Annotated in this window: 24 protein-coding genes, 1 tRNA gene and 2 pseudogenes; 5 read left to right on the top strand and 22 right to left on the bottom strand. The window is 32.8% G+C overall.

Annotated elements, in window-relative coordinates; genetic code table 11:
• Window positions 1-147 precede the first annotated feature (147 nt).
• The 8 genes and pseudogenes from IAE52_RS09095 to IAE52_RS09130 form a co-directional block, all read right to left on the bottom strand.
• Window positions 148-208, bottom strand: a tRNA-OTHER gene (locus IAE52_RS09095).
• 247 nt (window positions 209-455) lie between these two features.
• Complete coding sequence (locus IAE52_RS09100; RefSeq protein ID WP_109991024.1) at window positions 456-1,040, bottom strand: hypothetical protein; 585 nt, start codon at window positions 1,038-1,040, stop codon at window positions 456-458.
• Window positions 1,041-2,149: 1,109 nt separating this feature from the next.
• Window positions 2,150-2,467 (bottom strand): hypothetical protein, encoded by a 318-nt coding sequence (locus IAE52_RS09105; protein WP_109991025.1) that lies wholly within the window; start codon window positions 2,465-2,467, stop codon window positions 2,150-2,152.
• Between the two features lie 42 nt (window positions 2,468-2,509).
• A complete protein-coding gene (locus tag IAE52_RS09110; protein ID WP_109991026.1) occupies window positions 2,510-3,205 on the bottom strand; it encodes a hypothetical protein in 696 nt (231 codons plus the stop codon).
• A 79-nt stretch (window positions 3,206-3,284) separates the two neighbouring features.
• The gene (locus IAE52_RS09115; RefSeq protein ID WP_162551456.1) at window positions 3,285-3,650 is read right to left on the bottom strand and encodes a helicase-related protein; all 366 of its coding nucleotides are present in this window, start codon (window positions 3,648-3,650) and stop codon (window positions 3,285-3,287) included.
• A 105-nt stretch (window positions 3,651-3,755) separates the two neighbouring features.
• Window positions 3,756-4,187 (bottom strand): annotated as a pseudogene (locus IAE52_RS09120) (DEAD/DEAH box helicase family protein); the annotation flags it as partial.
• A gap of 338 nt (window positions 4,188-4,525) precedes the next feature.
• On the bottom strand, window positions 4,526-4,819 hold the full coding sequence (locus tag IAE52_RS09125) for a hypothetical protein (RefSeq protein WP_109991030.1): 294 nt from the start codon (window positions 4,817-4,819) through the stop codon (window positions 4,526-4,528).
• Entirely contained in the window at window positions 4,812-5,087 is a 276-nt protein-coding gene (locus IAE52_RS09130; protein ID WP_109991031.1) for a DUF2089 family protein, read from the bottom strand. The genes IAE52_RS09125 and IAE52_RS09130 overlap by 8 nt, the downstream gene beginning before the upstream one ends.
• A 168-nt stretch (window positions 5,088-5,255) precedes the next feature.
• Here IAE52_RS09130 and IAE52_RS09135 point away from each other — a divergent pair, with 168 nt between their 5' ends.
• Window positions 5,256-5,528: a hypothetical protein gene (locus IAE52_RS09135; RefSeq protein ID WP_109991032.1), complete on the top strand. Its 273-nt coding sequence runs from the start codon at window positions 5,256-5,258 to the stop codon at window positions 5,526-5,528.
• Window positions 5,529-5,563: 35 nt separating this feature from the next.
• On the opposite strand, the gene IAE52_RS09140 is transcribed toward IAE52_RS09135, so the two are convergent.
• The 8 genes and pseudogenes from IAE52_RS09140 to IAE52_RS09165 form a co-directional block, all read right to left on the bottom strand.
• Entirely contained in the window at window positions 5,564-6,490 is a 927-nt protein-coding gene (locus tag IAE52_RS09140; RefSeq protein ID WP_109991033.1) for a peptidyl-prolyl cis-trans isomerase, read from the bottom strand.
• Between the two features lie 161 nt (window positions 6,491-6,651).
• Window positions 6,652-7,563: an NlpC/P60 family protein gene (locus IAE52_RS09145; protein ID WP_098383987.1), complete on the bottom strand. Its 912-nt coding sequence runs from the start codon at window positions 7,561-7,563 to the stop codon at window positions 6,652-6,654.
• Window positions 7,564-7,704: 141 nt separating this feature from the next.
• Entirely contained in the window at window positions 7,705-8,967 is a 1,263-nt protein-coding gene (locus IAE52_RS09150) for a LysM peptidoglycan-binding domain-containing protein (RefSeq protein ID WP_109991034.1), read from the bottom strand.
• On the bottom strand, window positions 8,964-9,314 hold the full coding sequence (locus IAE52_RS09155) for a holin (protein ID WP_109991035.1): 351 nt from the start codon (window positions 9,312-9,314) through the stop codon (window positions 8,964-8,966). Before IAE52_RS09155 ends, IAE52_RS09150 begins: the two co-directional genes overlap by 4 nt.
• 13 nt (window positions 9,315-9,327) lie before the next feature.
• Window positions 9,328-9,411, bottom strand: a pseudogene (locus IAE52_RS11725) (terminase); the annotation flags it as partial.
• A gap of 135 nt (window positions 9,412-9,546) precedes the next feature.
• Entirely contained in the window at window positions 9,547-10,344 is a 798-nt protein-coding gene (locus tag IAE52_RS11580; protein ID WP_233610980.1) for a M23 family metallopeptidase, read from the bottom strand.
• 12 nt (window positions 10,345-10,356) lie between these two features.
• Window positions 10,357-10,692: a lysozyme gene (locus IAE52_RS09160; RefSeq protein ID WP_233610981.1), complete on the bottom strand. Its 336-nt coding sequence runs from the start codon at window positions 10,690-10,692 to the stop codon at window positions 10,357-10,359.
• Between the two features lie 276 nt (window positions 10,693-10,968).
• On the bottom strand, window positions 10,969-11,358 hold the full coding sequence (locus tag IAE52_RS09165) for a DUF722 domain-containing protein (protein WP_109991036.1): 390 nt from the start codon (window positions 11,356-11,358) through the stop codon (window positions 10,969-10,971).
• 116 nt (window positions 11,359-11,474) lie between these two features.
• On the opposite strand from IAE52_RS09165, the gene IAE52_RS09170 reads away from it, so the two are divergent.
• On the top strand, window positions 11,475-11,744 hold the full coding sequence (locus IAE52_RS09170) for a DUF3892 domain-containing protein (protein WP_109991037.1): 270 nt from the start codon (window positions 11,475-11,477) through the stop codon (window positions 11,742-11,744).
• Between the two features lie 120 nt (window positions 11,745-11,864).
• On the top strand, window positions 11,865-12,020 hold the full coding sequence (locus tag IAE52_RS09175; RefSeq protein WP_014572174.1) for a hypothetical protein: 156 nt from the start codon (window positions 11,865-11,867) through the stop codon (window positions 12,018-12,020).
• A gap of 38 nt (window positions 12,021-12,058) precedes the next feature.
• On the opposite strand, the gene IAE52_RS09180 is transcribed toward IAE52_RS09175, so the two are convergent.
• A complete protein-coding gene (locus IAE52_RS09180) occupies window positions 12,059-12,235 on the bottom strand; it encodes a DUF1660 family phage protein (protein WP_109991038.1) in 177 nt (58 codons plus the stop codon).
• A 67-nt stretch (window positions 12,236-12,302) separates the two neighbouring features.
• Window positions 12,303-12,644 (bottom strand): DNA N-6-adenine-methyltransferase, encoded by a 342-nt coding sequence (locus tag IAE52_RS09185; protein WP_200136778.1) that lies wholly within the window; start codon window positions 12,642-12,644, stop codon window positions 12,303-12,305.
• 211 nt (window positions 12,645-12,855) lie between these two features.
• Here IAE52_RS09185 and IAE52_RS09190 point away from each other — a divergent pair, with 211 nt between their 5' ends.
• Both IAE52_RS09190 and IAE52_RS09195 read left to right on the top strand, forming a co-directional pair.
• Window positions 12,856-13,329 (top strand): hypothetical protein, encoded by a 474-nt coding sequence (locus IAE52_RS09190; RefSeq protein ID WP_233610982.1) that lies wholly within the window; start codon window positions 12,856-12,858, stop codon window positions 13,327-13,329.
• A gap of 182 nt (window positions 13,330-13,511) precedes the next feature.
• A complete protein-coding gene (locus tag IAE52_RS09195) occupies window positions 13,512-14,180 on the top strand; it encodes a type 1 glutamine amidotransferase (RefSeq protein WP_021464853.1) in 669 nt (222 codons plus the stop codon).
• A gap of 64 nt (window positions 14,181-14,244) precedes the next feature.
• On the opposite strand, the gene IAE52_RS09200 is transcribed toward IAE52_RS09195, so the two are convergent.
• The 4 genes from IAE52_RS09200 to IAE52_RS09215 form a co-directional block, all read right to left on the bottom strand.
• Window positions 14,245-14,415 carry a hypothetical protein gene (locus IAE52_RS09200; protein ID WP_162551458.1) on the bottom strand — a complete coding sequence of 57 codons (171 nt, stop codon included), beginning with the start codon at window positions 14,413-14,415 and terminating at the stop codon, window positions 14,245-14,247.
• Between the two features lie 127 nt (window positions 14,416-14,542).
• On the bottom strand, window positions 14,543-14,809 hold the full coding sequence (locus IAE52_RS09205) for a hypothetical protein (protein WP_109991041.1): 267 nt from the start codon (window positions 14,807-14,809) through the stop codon (window positions 14,543-14,545).
• Complete coding sequence (locus IAE52_RS09210; protein WP_109991042.1) at window positions 14,803-15,567, bottom strand: helix-turn-helix domain-containing protein; 765 nt, start codon at window positions 15,565-15,567, stop codon at window positions 14,803-14,805. Before IAE52_RS09210 ends, IAE52_RS09205 begins: the two co-directional genes overlap by 7 nt.
• Complete coding sequence (locus IAE52_RS09215) at window positions 15,567-15,893, bottom strand: HNH endonuclease (protein ID WP_104143006.1); 327 nt, start codon at window positions 15,891-15,893, stop codon at window positions 15,567-15,569. The genes IAE52_RS09210 and IAE52_RS09215 overlap by 1 nt, the downstream gene beginning before the upstream one ends.
• Between the last annotated feature and the right edge of the window lie 105 nt (window positions 15,894-15,998).

Genomic DNA, 15,998 nt, shown 5'->3' on the forward strand with positions numbered 1-15,998 from the left:
AAAAACAAAAACCGCTCTATTGAGCGATTTCTAATACTATAGAATTCTATAAAATCCATTCAATGGAGGCGAGGGGAGTTTTTATAACAGCAGTATAATAGAGCTGATGAGTTTTACCCCTCTTTTTCCACCTCTCCATTTAATTTATGGTTCTTGCTGGACTCGAACCAGCGACCGAACGGTTAGCTACCAACTAAGCTAAAGAACCGATTATGATAATCAAAAGCGCCTTTATTGGTTATTATAAGTGGCAGGCGTGAACTGCTATTGATTATCTACATACATACTTTAAGTGCTTTTATTATTGTCCACTAAATTAATTATACAATATTCCATGAAAAATAAAAGAATGCCAGCTAATTGCTGACACCCATGTTTAAGACACTCATTATATCATATTTGATAAAACAGCAAATAAAAAACGCCAGTAAACACCAGCGTTTTTAATTATCGATTTATTCAATAGTTGTAACAGATTGAATTATTATTTTTCCTTCTAGATTTTCATACAGAATTACGCTTGCTAACCCGTAGCTGACTGGATTAGTAAGTTTTGTTTGTTTGCAGTAAACCATGTGATTTACCCCAGAAACTTGTTGTTGAGCCGCATACATCAAAGGTGAATATCCTACCCCATCAATTGACGAGAAAAGGTCGTTTAACGCAGAGGCAACCTTTTGAGGATAAGAATCAATTGCAGCAACAATTCTCCATGCTCCTAATCCTGTAGCATCTGATACAAGATCTTTAATAGATCCACGTTTAATTATTGAGCGTCCAGTTAAAGGTTTATAGATTTCCATTTCAACCAATGTCTTTATCGGAGTACGAGTAGTAGAAGTTGATTGAGCGATAAATTTATAGTTAACCCCTTGAACAACCTGACTCCCCACAAGTATTAATGCTTTATAGCCCGCTCCATATATTTCACTTGTTGCTTCTCTGAATGCAACTAAGGCATCTCTTGGAATTTTCGTTGTAGGGTTAATTTCATACCCGCCAGCTTTTAAATTAGTTTCTGATTCGACTTGTGTTTTCATATGTTCTTCCTTTCTTGTTTGGCTCAATAGCCAGCGTTGTTGTAACTGCTTACAAAGCCATTATATTATAATAGCCTAAGAAAAAGAAATCATATGCACATTTTTTTCTAATTTTTATTTTATAAAACAAAAAGCACCCGGAGTAAGCGATGCTTAGGAGTATTTATGAAAAATTTTAAATTTGGAATAAATATATTATAGTACTTCTATCTTAAATGAATAATAAAGGCATCTAAGAATCTTAGACGTCTAGCTACACACTAGAGTATAATATAGAATAAAAAAACTTATGGAATAGATTACTCCATACATCATAAACCAATGCATATACAAACTAATTATATGAAGTTTATTGATTATTTTCAAGTCATATATATAGGTAGCCTCGCTCAAAAGGAAAAACGCCATCATAGCTGAGGCGTTTCTAGTTATTATATTAAATCCTGGTTTGGAAAGGTTAAATACATTAATAGTATAAACGTTTACATCATTGTAAGAGATAGCATTTGCTAACTATTTCTGATAACATATCTTTAATTGACTATCTATACCAAAATATGGTACTATTCCAATGTTACACTAGCTCCTGAATCTTACATTCATTTAGCTAAAACCACCAGTCTAACGTCGCTGGTGCTTTTATATAATAAAACGCTCCAATGACGGTTGGAGCGCTTATGCAAAACAATCTATATCCATATTATACATTGTAAACGTTCTCCTTCAAAATGATATACTTCAATTTTAGATTAATAACTAATAAAGTCATTTCTTTTGACAACGCTCTCTTTTGTTGGTATTCTATAAACATCATAAGAAGGAAACCCGAAATGGTTGGGAGAATATTATTATTTAGTGGGTTCAAGCCCCACCTCCTTCATTTATTTATGTTAGAGTTCTTTGCAATGTTTTACCTCTACTTAAATATTTAAATTAACCTACTAGCCCGCTGCTAGTGGTTTTTTTGTAAAGAAAACAGAGCATCCTAGAGGGAATCTATAAAAGCTCCACATTCGATTTTTCCTGTTATAAATAATCGATATTATGGTAGTTTAAATATATCATTTTAGAAATTTATTTAAAAGAAAAACGTCCCGGAGGGCGATATATTAAATAACGTTCTTTGATTTTAATTTATTATATTCTTCTAGAGATGCATTTAATTCATTTTCTCTATTAAAAATTTCTATTTCTTCATTCTCGAATAAAATTATTGCTCTTTTTAACTTATCAGAAAAGTCGAATTGATAAAAATACTCAACCAACTCCCCTTCTTCATTAGATGTCATCTTACAAATTAGTTCATTATTTTTTTTATAATATTTTATTTCGCTATAGTTTTCCAACTTTATATTTCCCAATAAATTAGCTGGTGTTAAAATAGCGGAAGCTGTTAATTCGTAGATTTTATCAATATATGCGGACATATTAGTTATCACCTCTCAAAAAAAATCTTTTATATAATCGGCTTACTGATTCAGAATTTCAGCAGCTCTTTCATAATCATCGTTATTACAATCTTCTCTTTTTCGTCCAATAGAATTTTTCAAGAAAGTATTAAAATAAACAGCCAACATAGCGGCATTTGACTTAAATCTTGCTGGGATCCAAGCATATTTACCAACAAAAATAGGCATATCTTGTAATTCTTTGCCATTAGTTTCTACACTTGCTATGGTCAAAATTTCAGGTACAATGACTTCTCTGATGTTCTTGTCTGTAACCTTTTTTCGCATTTTTAATATAACATCAGGTCTCTTTAATTCGTTTGAATCAGATTCCCTTTCACTTATTATATCTAAAGCTTCTTCTTGAGTAATACTTAATAAATTAGAAAGCTCACGAGCTTTCTCTTGCCGTTTCTGGCTCTCTTCTCGCTCTTTCTTAATGTATTCTGTTTCCATGTAAACCGAGTGTTCTAAACTACCTTTACCACTCTCGCTTACTTTCCCTACATCCAGTTGTATTATTTTCCCATTTTCCGGGTATTTTTCAATTGTCGAATCAGAGATATCATGCTCTGATATTTCCTTAATAAAGTCACTTTCTTGTAGTTGTGCTCTATAGTACTCCCAAAGTTGATCTAAGAAAAGTAACTTATGCGCTACTACAGCTCCTATATTATCTTCTGGTTTACATATCTCATCGTCTGGAATAACTCTCAATATACGACCAATAAACTGCTCATATGGTAAAGGACTTTTAAAGACTCTGAATATTGCAGCTACAGAAAGATATTTGTGATCATAGCCTTCCCCCCATCATTGACACATTTACAACGACATCAACCCTATGATTTTCTATATCATTAAACGCTCTTTCTTTTTCATCTTGTGACAACTCATTATGTACTGCAACAGCTTTAACCCCTTGTTCATTGTACATTTCACAAATTTTCTTTGCTTCATTACTGTTTGTAGCAGCTGCTATAATTTTATGAGGCACTTTTGTATTTTTACGTTTGCTTTTTAGTAATTCTATACTATTTTTAACTACACTTAACTTACACTCATCAGAAAAAACGACTGATCTAGCAATCCAATCTTCATCTTTAAGCCCCAGATCCATAATTTCTTCATATGTGAATTTACGGTCTAATTCTCCATCCATTGTAAAGTACAATTTGTCAGGTAATATAGTTAAACTTTTCAAGTGATTTAACATAACCTTTACTCATAGCTTGGCTGAGTTTGTACTTATAAACTAATTCTCCTACTAGAGATTTTTATCAGTTCTGTAGGCTGTAGCTGTTAATTTTATTACCTTTGCATTTGAAAAGTGATTCAAATTTTCTAACCAAGTTTTTGCCTCGGAATGGTGAGCTTCATCAATAATGATCATATCAAAAAAATCTGGTTCATATTGATTGAGCAAAGCTCTATCGTTTCTAGATTGTAATTTTTGAATATTTGCTATTACAATATTAGCCTGCTCTAAATGCTCTTTTATAGTACTCTTCCCGTCATATTTTACAACAACAGGAAGATTCTTAGGATTTGAAATAATTCCTGTATCTATCCAGAAATTCCGAGAGTTCCCACTATCCAAGCCTTCTTCTAGAGTATCAAGTATCGTTAACTGAGGTGCAATAATCAGTACTCGACCATTTGAAATATTAAAGGGAAGTATCGAAATAAGGCCTGTTTTTCCACTTCCGTAGGTAAAACAATTATTGCATGGTTAGTTTTATTTTTATTAATAAAATGGTCATATACTTCAACATATGCATCAATCTGTGGGTCTCTCAGGTTTGTATTTTCAATAATATTAGTTCTAGTTTCAATAAAATAATTACTTTTCAATATCTTTTCATTCCATCCATATTTAATAATATATTTTTATACAATTATATTTCATAATATCAACTATACACCTTAAAAACAATCTCTAATTTTATTTTAATCATTTATTTCATTGACTAATACTGACTATTATGTTAAAGAATACAAAAAACACCCGCCGAAGCGGGTCTTGAATAACATCTACTACTCTTTATTCGAAATATCTTTTGCCTTCATCTTCTCTAGCTCTTTTTTTATTTTATTCTTTTTGGTTTCCTTTCCGCCTTCATATATCATGACAAGTACAAAAAATCCTAAGAATGGCATAATTATATCTTTAAAATTAATTCCTAATGCACCCTTATACAAAAAGAAACCTATAAAGCCAAGAAATATTATAGGAAGGATAGACCCTAGATATTTATTTCCAATATACCCAGAAAATGTTTGAATAGCTATAACAGCTATTATTATTAAAATTTCTATTAAATTATCCATCGATACTCTCCTTGTGTTTTCTAATTATTTCTTTAGCAGAGTCTAAAGAAATTTTTTCATCAATAACCATCTGCATTATATTAATTTCGAAAGTATCCCTGTTATTAACTGACAGCTTTATCTTTTCAATAATTTTATCTACTCTAATTCTAACAGTAGGATAACTTACTTCATACTCTTTTGCCAATTGTTTAAGTGAACCCGAAACAAGAATAAACCTCTTTAAAAATTCTTGTTCTTCTTTTTCTAAATTAAAAAACCAATCCATCCAATCCCCTTTCTTTAATTTTATTTAACTTATTTTAACATTATTAAGCCAAAAACACAAGATTATGTATTTATATTCAAAAACCCTGACGCAAGTCAGGGTTGATTCCTATAATAGATTAACTTATGTTATACTTAATAAAATTAAAATTTATAGGTGGAATTATATATGTTCATTTTTTATGTTCTTGTGGCTGCTTTAATATGGGCTGGAGTATCATACTGGTTACATGGGAATAGACCAACAAAAAATGTTGATGAAGTACTGCAAATATACTTTATTATAGCAAGCGTAGCAGCAATTATTATTGCATTAATTCTTCTCATTTTTTTTATTTACATGATGATATCCAGCAAATCAATAGATAATTTACCATGGGCTATCATTTGTATATTAGTTATCGCAGTTGCCGCATTGTTCTTCAAAGAAAATAAAATTTAAAAAATCCCTGACCGAAGCCAGGGTTTTATTATATATTATGATTGTGATGTACTTGTAGAATATTGTGAAAAGATTGAAGAGAACGATTTATTTTTAACTTCTACATTATTCTTTTTAAGATATTTAGTAATGACACTGTTGTTATATGTAGTATCGCTTTCTTTTTCAGTTTTTATAACATTTTGAAGTTCTTTTTTGTACTTGTTCATGTCAGTTCCCTTTTCAGATGTTTTTACCATTTCAACAATATAATAAGAGGTTGCACCTGTTGATGAACTTGTAGACTCAATGACATCTGAAAACTCACCATTTTTCAATTTGAACGCAGCTGTTTGAACTTCAGCAGGAACACTTGTTGAAGCTGAGTTAAATGTTACTTTGCTTTCAGCATTTGTTTTTTCAAAGCTTGCTTTACCAGCATCATCTTTTTTAGCAGCTTCCAAAGCTTTTGTTGCTGCATCTTTTGATGTTTCAGAAACAACATAAGCCGTCACATCTGGGTGATAAGATTCCCAAGCTTTTTTAAGGTTAGCATCAGTGTACTGGTTTTTTTTGATATCATTATCAATTGCTGCATGTTCAAGCATTCCTGTACGAAGATATGCCTTTAAGTTCTCATTTGTTAACCCTGATTGTTGAAGCATTGAAGAAAATTGATCTCCGTATTGAGATTTTAAAGCATTTACTTGTTTAGTTAGCGCCTTATCATCAGCTTCTTTAGCAAAATCTTTACTCAATATCTTATCAAAAGTAAGATTTTGAACTAAGACAGTTGATGATATGTTAGGGAAAGTTTGTAACTCTTTATAAAGATCAGAAACTTTTACTGAATCTCCCTTCATTGTCACAATATCTTTGTTTGGCACCACATTATTACTACTAGAGCATCCTGATAGAGTTACTAACGTAGCCCCTAAAATAATTGTAGTTGTAATAACCAAACTTTTCTTTTTGAAATTCATTAAAAACCTTCATTCTTTTTTTATAATAATATTATTTATCTTATATTTTACTTCTTAACTTTCCCTTAAGAATATCAAAAAAGCCCTGACCAAAGTCAGGGTTAATTTATTCATATATTTTGGATTTTCATACTGTATTATCCAATGAATCTACAGGACATTTATCTTGTTCTCAAAGCATAAAAAGCAATTTTTTCATAACGCCACCCTGCAGATACTAAAGAATCTTTTTCGTAAGAACTTACTGTGTAAGCATGGCTCTCTTGAGTTCCTTTAGCATTTGGATTAAATAGACAGTAAACTGGTACAGTACCACCAGAGTAAAATGATACTTGTTCATAATTCCAACCTGCTTTTACCAAACTATCTCTTTCATAAGAACTCATGGTGTAATAGTGTTCCCCACTAGTCTTATTATACAATCGATAAACAGGTGATCCAGTAGTCGGTGCTACCCATCCACCTTTTTCTTCGTAAGTCCAACCTGCTTTTTGGGTTTGTGTCGCTTCATAAACGCTTGTCATATAAACATGTTGTCCTGCATTAGGATTATATAATCTAAAGACATATTGTTCTCCCGCTTTTTGACCGTCATTATTTGGAGTTGGAGCAGGTGTTGATGATAGAATTCTTCTAGCAAAATCTGGATAATAGTACTTTATATCAACAGTTGTAACATTTTGTCCAGGCTGTGGTGCATGTATCATTTTGTTATTGCCAATATAAATACCAACATGTGTAGTATTCCCTCTCATTCCATAGAAAAGAAGGTCTCCTGGTTGCAAACTATTTAGTGATACTTCACTTCCCACTTTTTCCTGCGCAGTAGTCACTCGTGGTAGCGAAATATTCACTGCATGAGAATATACATATTGGGTTAAACCTGAGCAATCAAAGCCAGCAGGTGTATTTCCACCCCAGACATAAGGGACCCCAAGGTACTTTTTCGCTTCCTGAACCACCTTTTGTTGTTGTGCTGTATCCGCATGAACTTTTGAACCAAACATACTTATACCCAAAATAATACTAACTAATGTAAGTAGAAGCAACAGTCTTTTTAAATGTTTTTTCATAAAATCTCCAATGGTAAATTATTATATATCCTATATTTAATTAAAAAACACTAAGATACAGATAAATTCTATCACTATATAAAAAAGAAAACGTTAACAAATGTTAACGCTTCAAAATAACTGCAGGGGTCAGGGTTAATTTTAATAATTTAAAGTTTGACCAGCATAAATCAAATTAGGATTTGAAATACCATTCATTGAAACTAGACTTTGAACTGTTGCTCCTGGACGGCTGGCAATTGACGAAAGGTTATCACCAGAACGTACGGTGTAATTTCGTGCTGTAGCCCCTGATTGACCGCCTGTGAAGCGAATAACCTGACCAGAGTAAATCATGTTAGGATTAGATAAACTGTTCTGATGTGCTAATTCTTGCCAGTTTGTTCCCCAATTGGAAGCAATGCCACTTAAAGTATCGCCAGACTGAACAATATGAGTTTGAGTATTTCCAGTTAAATTACTTCCGCCTGTATCTAGCGCTTGAACGTCACTTGCTGCAACCCAGCTCATAATATTATCAAGCAAGACTTTATTCCCTGATTTTTGAAGCACTTTATATGAGTTTTCTTTAACCCATTTAGGGATTGCTTGTCCTGTTGAGTAATTCGTTGCACTAAACTTGATAGTGACAGTCATGCCCTCTTGAATTTCATTTGGTGTCACTTCGTTGGCATCCTGTCCTTCATCGGTGGCTGGTGTATCGGTATCAGGTTTAGTTGCGTTTCCGTTCTCATAACCTTTGTCAGTGATTCCTGTTAGATCCACATTGCCATCAAGTTCTACATCGACATATTTTGATGTAAACTGCCAAATTTGTATATTATCATAACTTGGAAAGTCACTATAATCAGGCGCTGATTTTTTAGTATTCCAACCATAACCAGCCATCCATAATCCATAGTTTTTGACAATTTTGTCTAAGAAAAAATTATCTGTAAGGTAACTTTTATATCCATAAAGAAGTGGAGTATAACCATGATCTTTGATATATTTCAAAGCCCACATTGTAACGTCAGTTGATTGCATTCCAAACTCTGCATCTAGTGCCACAATTGAGCCTTTAGGCGTTTGAATTTTGGAAAGCATTGTATCCATAACTGTTTTAGCTGTAGAATAATCAGTGACGTTTTCCCACCAAATATACGTATGCGCTCGTTTACCTTGAGCAATAGAAGATTGAACCTGTGTTGGATAAGTTGATTGCCAGTAAATTCCATATTTATTGTGACCTCCAATTTGAGAAATCACGAACTTATCAGTCGGCAACCCTGCTTTTCCATAGTTGTCGTTATACACTGACCAGTCCACCCCTTGGTCACCGACTGCCGCAAACACTGGCCCACTTGCTGCAACAACAAAGAAAGCTACCATTCCAATGGCAGCTTTTTTGATTAATTTTTTCATTTGTTTTCCTCCGTACTTTCAGTTTCAATAACATCTGTTTTGCTGTTCTTAGATTTCAAGTAATTCACCAATTCTTGAAACATCGGATTTATTTGGCAAATCAATTGAATCATTCGTGCCCCAAAGAAAGCAAGTGAACCATTAATAATCCAATTTACTTCATTTTCATAAGCTCTTGAGCTTGAGAAGTGCCAAAACTCAAATACAATCCAAAACAAAGCGATTGTTGTTAAATCAATAATGATTCTTTTTCTCAAAGGTGGGTCCATTTTTTCCCCATCTTTTAACCATGTCAGCCCTAATATAATTAAGATTAGTCCTGAAACTCCCAATAATTGATACTCCAATTTGTATTTTCCTTTCATTATATGCTTTTCGTTGACTCATGCCAGAAATTAGGCATTGAACGAATTTTTCATGTCTTGCATTTTCTAATACTGGCATTTAATCTCCTTTCACCAACAATAAAAGGCTGCCCAATGGATAACCTGTAATAAAATAGCAAGTCAGGGAGTCGAACCCTGACAATAACACCCTACTGTACTTGCGACCAATGCAATTCGCTTATATTACTTTACATTAATAGTAAAATTGCCCAATAGTTTTCACCCCATTGTCTTTATAATGTGACATTTGAGCTTGATTAGCATCTACGGTCTTTAAGTAGCTTGCTTGATGTGCCGCGGTTACTCCATCCAATCTAATCATTATTTCTCCACTATAATTCCAGATTGAACCGTCCATTTTTGAATTTTTATCTGTTACTTTTAATAAAATCATTTCAATATCTCCTTTTTCTTCTTGTGAATTATTCATTTCTTTTTGAATAGCATCAATTGGATTTAGCCAAGAACCATCATCAACATCCCAGCTACTTAATGCTGTTCTCCAGTTTTTTTGTGTAATTCCTAAATGAAGATGTGTACCTCCATTTAATCGACCAATACGTTGACCTTTTGTTACTTTTTGACCTACTGAGACAAAGATATCACCAATAGATTTTGAGAATTCCTGATACATTACCTGGTAAGGTGGAATAGATAGAACGATTACAGAACCAAGACCATCTCCCATCACTCCAGTATAGATCACTTCACCATCAGATACAGCTAAAATATCTGGTCCATAAACTGAGGAATCAAAATCAAATCCATCATGAAAATAACCACGTCCCCTTGGATAAGAGGTATTCCCAAACTGTTGACCATCAACATATATTACGCCAGTGTAGGCTTTCGTAAATGGCCAAGTCCAAGAACTTGTTTTTGTTCCCCCATTTGTATTTGGAGATGAACTGTTATATAAGGCAATTTCTGCTTTGCGTCGACGAGTTAAACCTTCTTCATATTGGGTTCCTTTATTTACATAAAGAATCATTTCTGAACAAATCTAACTATCACTTGCAGTTTTACTCCAATTATAATTAGCAAAAACTCCACCACCTAGGTTATATGCAAATGCTACTAACGCATCAAATTGATTTTGATTGAATGAACGAGTAAAATAATTATTTACTGCATTTTCAAAATCTACCAAATCTGCAGTAAGTTGATTATCTGCTTGGGCTTGTGTCCAGGTTGTAACACCAGCCACCAAGTTAGTTTGACCTACCGGCTCTGCGTGTCCCCAGCCAATAGTAATTTTTCCATCGTCAATATTGTATGCTGTTAATCTGCAGCCTTCAAACTGTTTAATAAGATTTAAACCATTTGTGCCAATTTTCAATGCTAGACCTCCTTTTATATTTCATCAAATAAACTCGTCAGTTTAATTGACTGTAATTCCTAATATACAGCTGTATTAAAACTAGGAATGACTCAAAGCCGGAATCGAACCGACCGCAGTTTTGCTAGTCCAACTTTTGAGTCTTTATGAAGTATATCCAAACCGAATTAATTGATATTTTGTGCTTTTGACTTTTACTTCATAATACAAGTATATCAACTAAAACAGGGGGTAAAATTCACTGAATCATTCAAAAACATTTCACGATTTTACCACTCACAAATACGGTCTAATCATTTCTTTAAAAGATTTGTTCCAGCGCCATAGTGTAGTAACACCCACAAACATTTCTTGAGCTACTCCATACCATGTCATTCTTTGCCTATAATGAAGTAATAAAGCTTTTTTCGTGTCACTACATTCTATATACCAAAACATATCAAGTATTTCTTTTTGCCTTTTCATTTTTCCTAGAACACCCTTGAGTTCATCTTCCTCAACTCTTAAATATTCTATCTCTTGAGGTGCTATTCCAAGTGATTGTGTTCTAATTCCGAGATTGTCTTTAGGTTTTCTAGCTCTCAAATCAAGCTCTCTTGCTTTGATATTTGCAGCTAATCTCCCTGTTAAGTAATCTCCGATAATTCTATCTAGTTTATCTGCCATTAAATTAATTCTCCTTTTTAATATAATCCAGTTAGAAAGCTCTTGCTATATTCATTCTTTGTAGACTTTATTTTTTCACAAAGAAAGTCTATAATGAAAATAAAAAGGGGGAAATTATGGTTTATAAAATCACACATATTCGTCTTTCTAACTCTTCTGAGGTATCCACTAAAAAAATTACTCATATAAAATTAGAGAGTGGTGTTGTGGAAACAGCTGCTATGGCTGCTTATTTTATAGATATGGGGTGTAAGTACACTTATACAAATAGTGCTGGTAAAGAAATATTTGTTACTTCTGTCCATCCTATTTTTGGTAATCCATATATAGAGACACTTGATCGAACGACTGAATTTGATGAATTACTTAACTTACCCTATTTCTAATTCCAGTAGGCTTTCAACCGATTTATTTGTACACTTTGTGTTTTCGATTTATTAATGCTATACTTGGCAGTATAGAATTTCGCTATGCCTTTCATATTTTTAAGAAAGGAGAATGCAATTATGACATTCACTAACAAAAATAAATTTTTCCAATATACAGTAACTCTTGATACTTCAAATGATATTTTTAGAGCAAATCTTGCTGATAACTCAGGAATCTATGGTTATGGAAATACCATTGAAGACGCAGTTAAACATTTGGAAAACTTAGTCTAAAATGACATGCAACTACTACCAATATGGTGGTAGTTTTCTTATTCCTTCCCGAACACATTCTCTGACTCGTCAAGATCTGAGCAGTTTAATTTTCCATCATATACTTCAAACTCTGAATTACTTGAAACCCACTCAATCTTTTCACATCTCTTGCACACTCGAATATAGAGTGCATTTTCCCACTTATGCCCGAACAGCTTACATAAAAGTTTCATTGTTTGTCCTTTCTAAATATCACGACCATGCTTGGAAATGATGCTGCATTTTTAGTATCTCCAAACTTTAGCCGATTTTTTGATAGATATACTCATGAAAGTAAATCGTATCAGTGCGAGCTGGAGTAAGCATTACAACGGTTGTATTATCTTTCTGTGATTCCTCGTAGGCTTTTTTAACCCAGTCTTTAATCTTTCTTCCGTAAGGCGGATTGCAAAAGACTACTTCATTGCTCCAATCTTGCAACAATCCATCCTCCTCAATCGTGAAATGCTTATTACACTTTGCATTTTCATGAGTTGAGCATGGGTCTAAAGTAAAACGGAACTCATCATTGAGTTTCTCAAAGAAGTTCCAAGGAGTGGTCCACAAATCAGTTTTACTACTGAACATTAATTCATTATTCATTCAATCCCTCCCCAACAGTCACACACTTTGATGACCAGCGATAGTAGTTTATTTTTCAACTCTTTTCTCCTTTTTCGATATTTTTATAGTAAAATGGTTAATATTAAAATCACATCGAGGTACTTCTATGCAATTCCAAGATTTCAAAGGCATTTTATCCTTAATAGTCCTTGTCATCCTTATTATCACCCTTATAAATTTTTGTATTTATATGGAAAAAACTACAAAGCCCTTTGTGAAAGCAAAGAAGCAGTTAATTAAAGAAAGATTCCCTAACCTCACAAATAAGGAACTCAAATCTCGGAATTTTTCTATTACAAAATATGAACTTAGTAACTTTTTCAGCCGTAAGCAAAGAACAATAATAAGAATTTATGGTGCAATTTTAATATTGTCCTTCATTTTAATAATTTTTGGACTGATAACTCAAAAGAGTATTTTGGAAGCATTATTTGCGGTCGTTTTTTTCTACCTACTTGCTCTTCTTTTTAAACTTGTACGTCTAATTGATAATGACCGCCTAGCTTTTTGGAATGAATATTTACTAAGCACCCCCAATAATCCTTTAAAAATAGTCATGTTAGATGATGATTCTAAGGCCAAAGTTAACGCTATTAGAAAACAATTTACTAGATATTTCTTTGTCTTTGGGTCTTTATGCTTTTTTCTTTTGTTCTTGGTGTAACATTTACTAATTTATCAAAGCGCCCATGCGCTTTTTTTATTCCTCCCCACCAGTCATTGACCAGCGATATTAGTTTGTTTTTCAATATATTCTTTCTATCTTATGTTATAATATTTTAATTAACGTGAATTGCAGGCGAAGTGCGGTTAAAAACATTGCCGTTGAAATAGAAAGGTGTTATTATGAGGATTAATATCTTACAACACTCTCCAAATGAAGGCCCTGGTTTCATAAAAGATTGGGCACTTGAAAGAGGTCATGACATTTATGTTTATCACCCCTACTATTTTGACGGTATACTTCCTAACGAAAAAGACACTGATATGTTAATCATCCTCGGTGGCCCTATGAGTCCAAACGATGATTTGCCTTGGATTAAAGATGAGCGTAAATTAATTCAAGAACTTATTGATAGAAGCATACCAATATTCGGCGCCTGCTATGGAGCCCAACAAATTTCTAAAACTTTAGGATACGATGTTTCAAAAGCACCTTATAAAGAAGTTGGTTGGGCACCTGTTTATCTCAAAAGTAATTCAATTCAAAACATTCCACCAAAATTAAGTGCACTACATTGGCATGAAGAAATGTTTGAGATTCCAAAGGAAGCCGAGTTATTGTTCAGTAGTGATTTATTGGAAAATCAAGGTTTTCTTCTAAAAAATATAATTGGATTACAATTTCATTTTGAACCTACAAAAACAGATATACATGAAATTGTCGTAAATGACGCTTCTTATGCTTTGAATAACAATGCATTGAATCAATCTCCGAAAGATATTTTGACTAATGATTTTCCAAGTGAGAATAAAGAAACAATGTTCAAACTACTTGATTACATTTCACAATAAACATATTGAGAGAGCAAAGGAAGAAATCCTTTGCTTTTTTCATCCCTCCATCACTTTCACTAAATCAACTCCGAGGGCTTTTTGCAATAGCATTTCTGCGTCTACACTCTGCATTTCTTTCTTCATCCGACAATTTACCAAGCAAATCATTTCCATGCGTCAAAGCTAAAAACATGAGGTCTCCTACGTCAAGTGCATCCGCAATGCTTTTAGGAATCGTGAGTATTTTCCTCATATCACGATATCTGTTTGCATCTTGCTTTATCATTTCTTCGTTAACGATTTCACCATTATTTTAATTAATTCGTTCATTTTTTTACCTATTCTTTTCTTTGTTAAATTTGTGATTTACAATATATTTTTCAATGCACCAGAGATGCTCTTTTTGTCAATAAATGCTCCAACTTTTTATTCTTTAAGTAATAATCATCTGCAACTTCTAAAGATACGCATGTTAGATATACAATAAAGTGAATTGGAGTAATTTTTAAAGGTTTATCGGTTTTTTCAATAAACTTTGTAAAATTTTCATAATCTTTGGCAGTAACGTCAGCAACAACTTCTGATACTGTTTCTGCGTAAAATTTTGCTAGTTCATATTTTTTAGCACTAGCTGGTACTTTTACCAATCTGCTTTTACCTCTTCGCTTTTCTTATTCATAGAAGACCATCCAGGAGCACCTTTTACAACTTTGTTACTTCTAAATCCTTGAATAGGTGTTAAATCGTAGTCATCTTCCCAACCCTTACCGTTAAACCATGTGCTGCCATGTTTTATATAGTTTTGTTGGGTATTTTTAACTCTTATTTCTTCCAAATAGTTTTCAAGACCCGTTTTAATCTCTTCGTCTGTCGTTCCAGATTTTACAGCTCTTTTATAAGCTAATAGAGCTTTCGGTTTTCCTTTTTTGTTAGGATATATTTTCCAAAGATTATTAAATCTAGTTTCTAAACCAGACTCTTTATCGGACTTGTCCGATATATTATTATTTGATTTATTGGTTGATTTATTAATTGATATATTATCTTTTAGATTTTTCCCAATACCCTCTTTGGTTTTTTCACTAGGGGTATTTAGATTTTTCCCAATACCCCCATTAGATAAATCTAAATAGGGGTAAATATATCTTTTTTTGACTTCTTTACCTTCGAATTCATATTCCATTTTTATATAGCCTTTTTCTTGTAACTTTTTCAAAGTCGTTGAAACTGTCCAAGTTGTTTTGCCATACCTCTTAGCAAGATAAGCATTTGAAGGAAAGATACTGCCAAAAGAATTAGCCATCGTGTATATTTCACTAAAAAGAAGTTTTTCAAAATCATTTAAATCATCAGCTTCAATAATTGGCACTGGTATTTGGTTAAAAAACTTTGTACTTTGTTCCATCACTTCGACCACCTTAGATTTCCAACATAATTATTTGATTTGTTACCATCAATATGTTTAACGTTTGGCAGTCCTTCAGGGTTTGGAATAAATGCCTGTGCTACCAATTGATGTATAAATGGCATTACTCGTTTTCCGTTATCTAGTGTAAAACCATATCTTGGCCGCTGGTCTGATGTGGTATTTATTTTTACTTTCTTACGAATATTATCACTTATAACTTGTCTCAAATTTCCATGACTGCTAATCTCATATTCGCCTACTGGAATACCAACAATTTTTGGAGAGTTAATAAACTCAATTTTTTTCCATGTTTCAAATTCCATTTATAATTCCTTTCTAACAGTTTATTCAATATCATTAAACAGCTCTACTGCTGCATCGTAATCACAATCATATTTCTCCATGATTCGTCTTATCATGTATTCGTC

The organism is Lactococcus sp. S47, assembly GCF_016517475.1.
Classification (GTDB): Bacteria; Bacillota; Bacilli; order Lactobacillales; family Streptococcaceae; genus Lactococcus; species Lactococcus lactis.

Coding starts and splice junctions, on each gene's coding strand:
- IAE52_RS09100 (WP_109991024.1), bottom strand. CDS start 1,040: ATGAAAACACAAGTCGAATCAGAAACTAATTTAAAAGCTGGCGGGTAT.
- IAE52_RS09105 (WP_109991025.1), bottom strand. CDS start 2,467: ATGTCCGCATATATTGATAAAATCTACGAATTAACAGCTTCCGCTATT.
- IAE52_RS09115 (WP_162551456.1), bottom strand. CDS start 3,650: ATGGATGGAGAATTAGACCGTAAATTCACATATGAAGAAATTATGGAT.
- IAE52_RS09125 (WP_109991030.1), bottom strand. CDS start 4,819: ATGGATAATTTAATAGAAATTTTAATAATAATAGCTGTTATAGCTATT.
- IAE52_RS09130 (WP_109991031.1), bottom strand. CDS start 5,087: ATGGATTGGTTTTTTAATTTAGAAAAAGAAGAACAAGAATTTTTAAAG.
- IAE52_RS09135 (WP_109991032.1), top strand. CDS start 5,256: ATGTTCATTTTTTATGTTCTTGTGGCTGCTTTAATATGGGCTGGAGTA.
- IAE52_RS09140 (WP_109991033.1), bottom strand. CDS start 6,490: ATGAATTTCAAAAAGAAAAGTTTGGTTATTACAACTACAATTATTTTA.
- IAE52_RS09145 (WP_098383987.1), bottom strand. CDS start 7,563: ATGAAAAAACATTTAAAAAGACTGTTGCTTCTACTTACATTAGTTAGT.
- IAE52_RS09150 (WP_109991034.1), bottom strand. CDS start 8,967: ATGAAAAAATTAATCAAAAAAGCTGCCATTGGAATGGTAGCTTTCTTT.
- IAE52_RS11580 (WP_233610980.1), bottom strand. CDS start 10,344: ATGATTCTTTATGTAAATAAAGGAACCCAATATGAAGAAGGTTTAACT.
- IAE52_RS09165 (WP_109991036.1), bottom strand. CDS start 11,358: ATGGCAGATAAACTAGATAGAATTATCGGAGATTACTTAACAGGGAGA.
- IAE52_RS09170 (WP_109991037.1), top strand. CDS start 11,475: ATGGTTTATAAAATCACACATATTCGTCTTTCTAACTCTTCTGAGGTA.
- IAE52_RS09175 (WP_014572174.1), top strand. CDS start 11,865: ATGACATTCACTAACAAAAATAAATTTTTCCAATATACAGTAACTCTT.
- IAE52_RS09180 (WP_109991038.1), bottom strand. CDS start 12,235: ATGAAACTTTTATGTAAGCTGTTCGGGCATAAGTGGGAAAATGCACTC.
- IAE52_RS09185 (WP_200136778.1), bottom strand. CDS start 12,644: ATGAATAATGAATTAATGTTCAGTAGTAAAACTGATTTGTGGACCACT.
- IAE52_RS09190 (WP_233610982.1), top strand. CDS start 12,856: ATGGAAAAAACTACAAAGCCCTTTGTGAAAGCAAAGAAGCAGTTAATT.
- IAE52_RS09195 (WP_021464853.1), top strand. CDS start 13,512: ATGAGGATTAATATCTTACAACACTCTCCAAATGAAGGCCCTGGTTTC.
- IAE52_RS09200 (WP_162551458.1), bottom strand. CDS start 14,415: ATGAGGAAAATACTCACGATTCCTAAAAGCATTGCGGATGCACTTGAC.
- IAE52_RS09210 (WP_109991042.1), bottom strand. CDS start 15,567: ATGGAACAAAGTACAAAGTTTTTTAACCAAATACCAGTGCCAATTATT.
- IAE52_RS09215 (WP_104143006.1), bottom strand. CDS start 15,893: ATGGAATTTGAAACATGGAAAAAAATTGAGTTTATTAACTCTCCAAAA.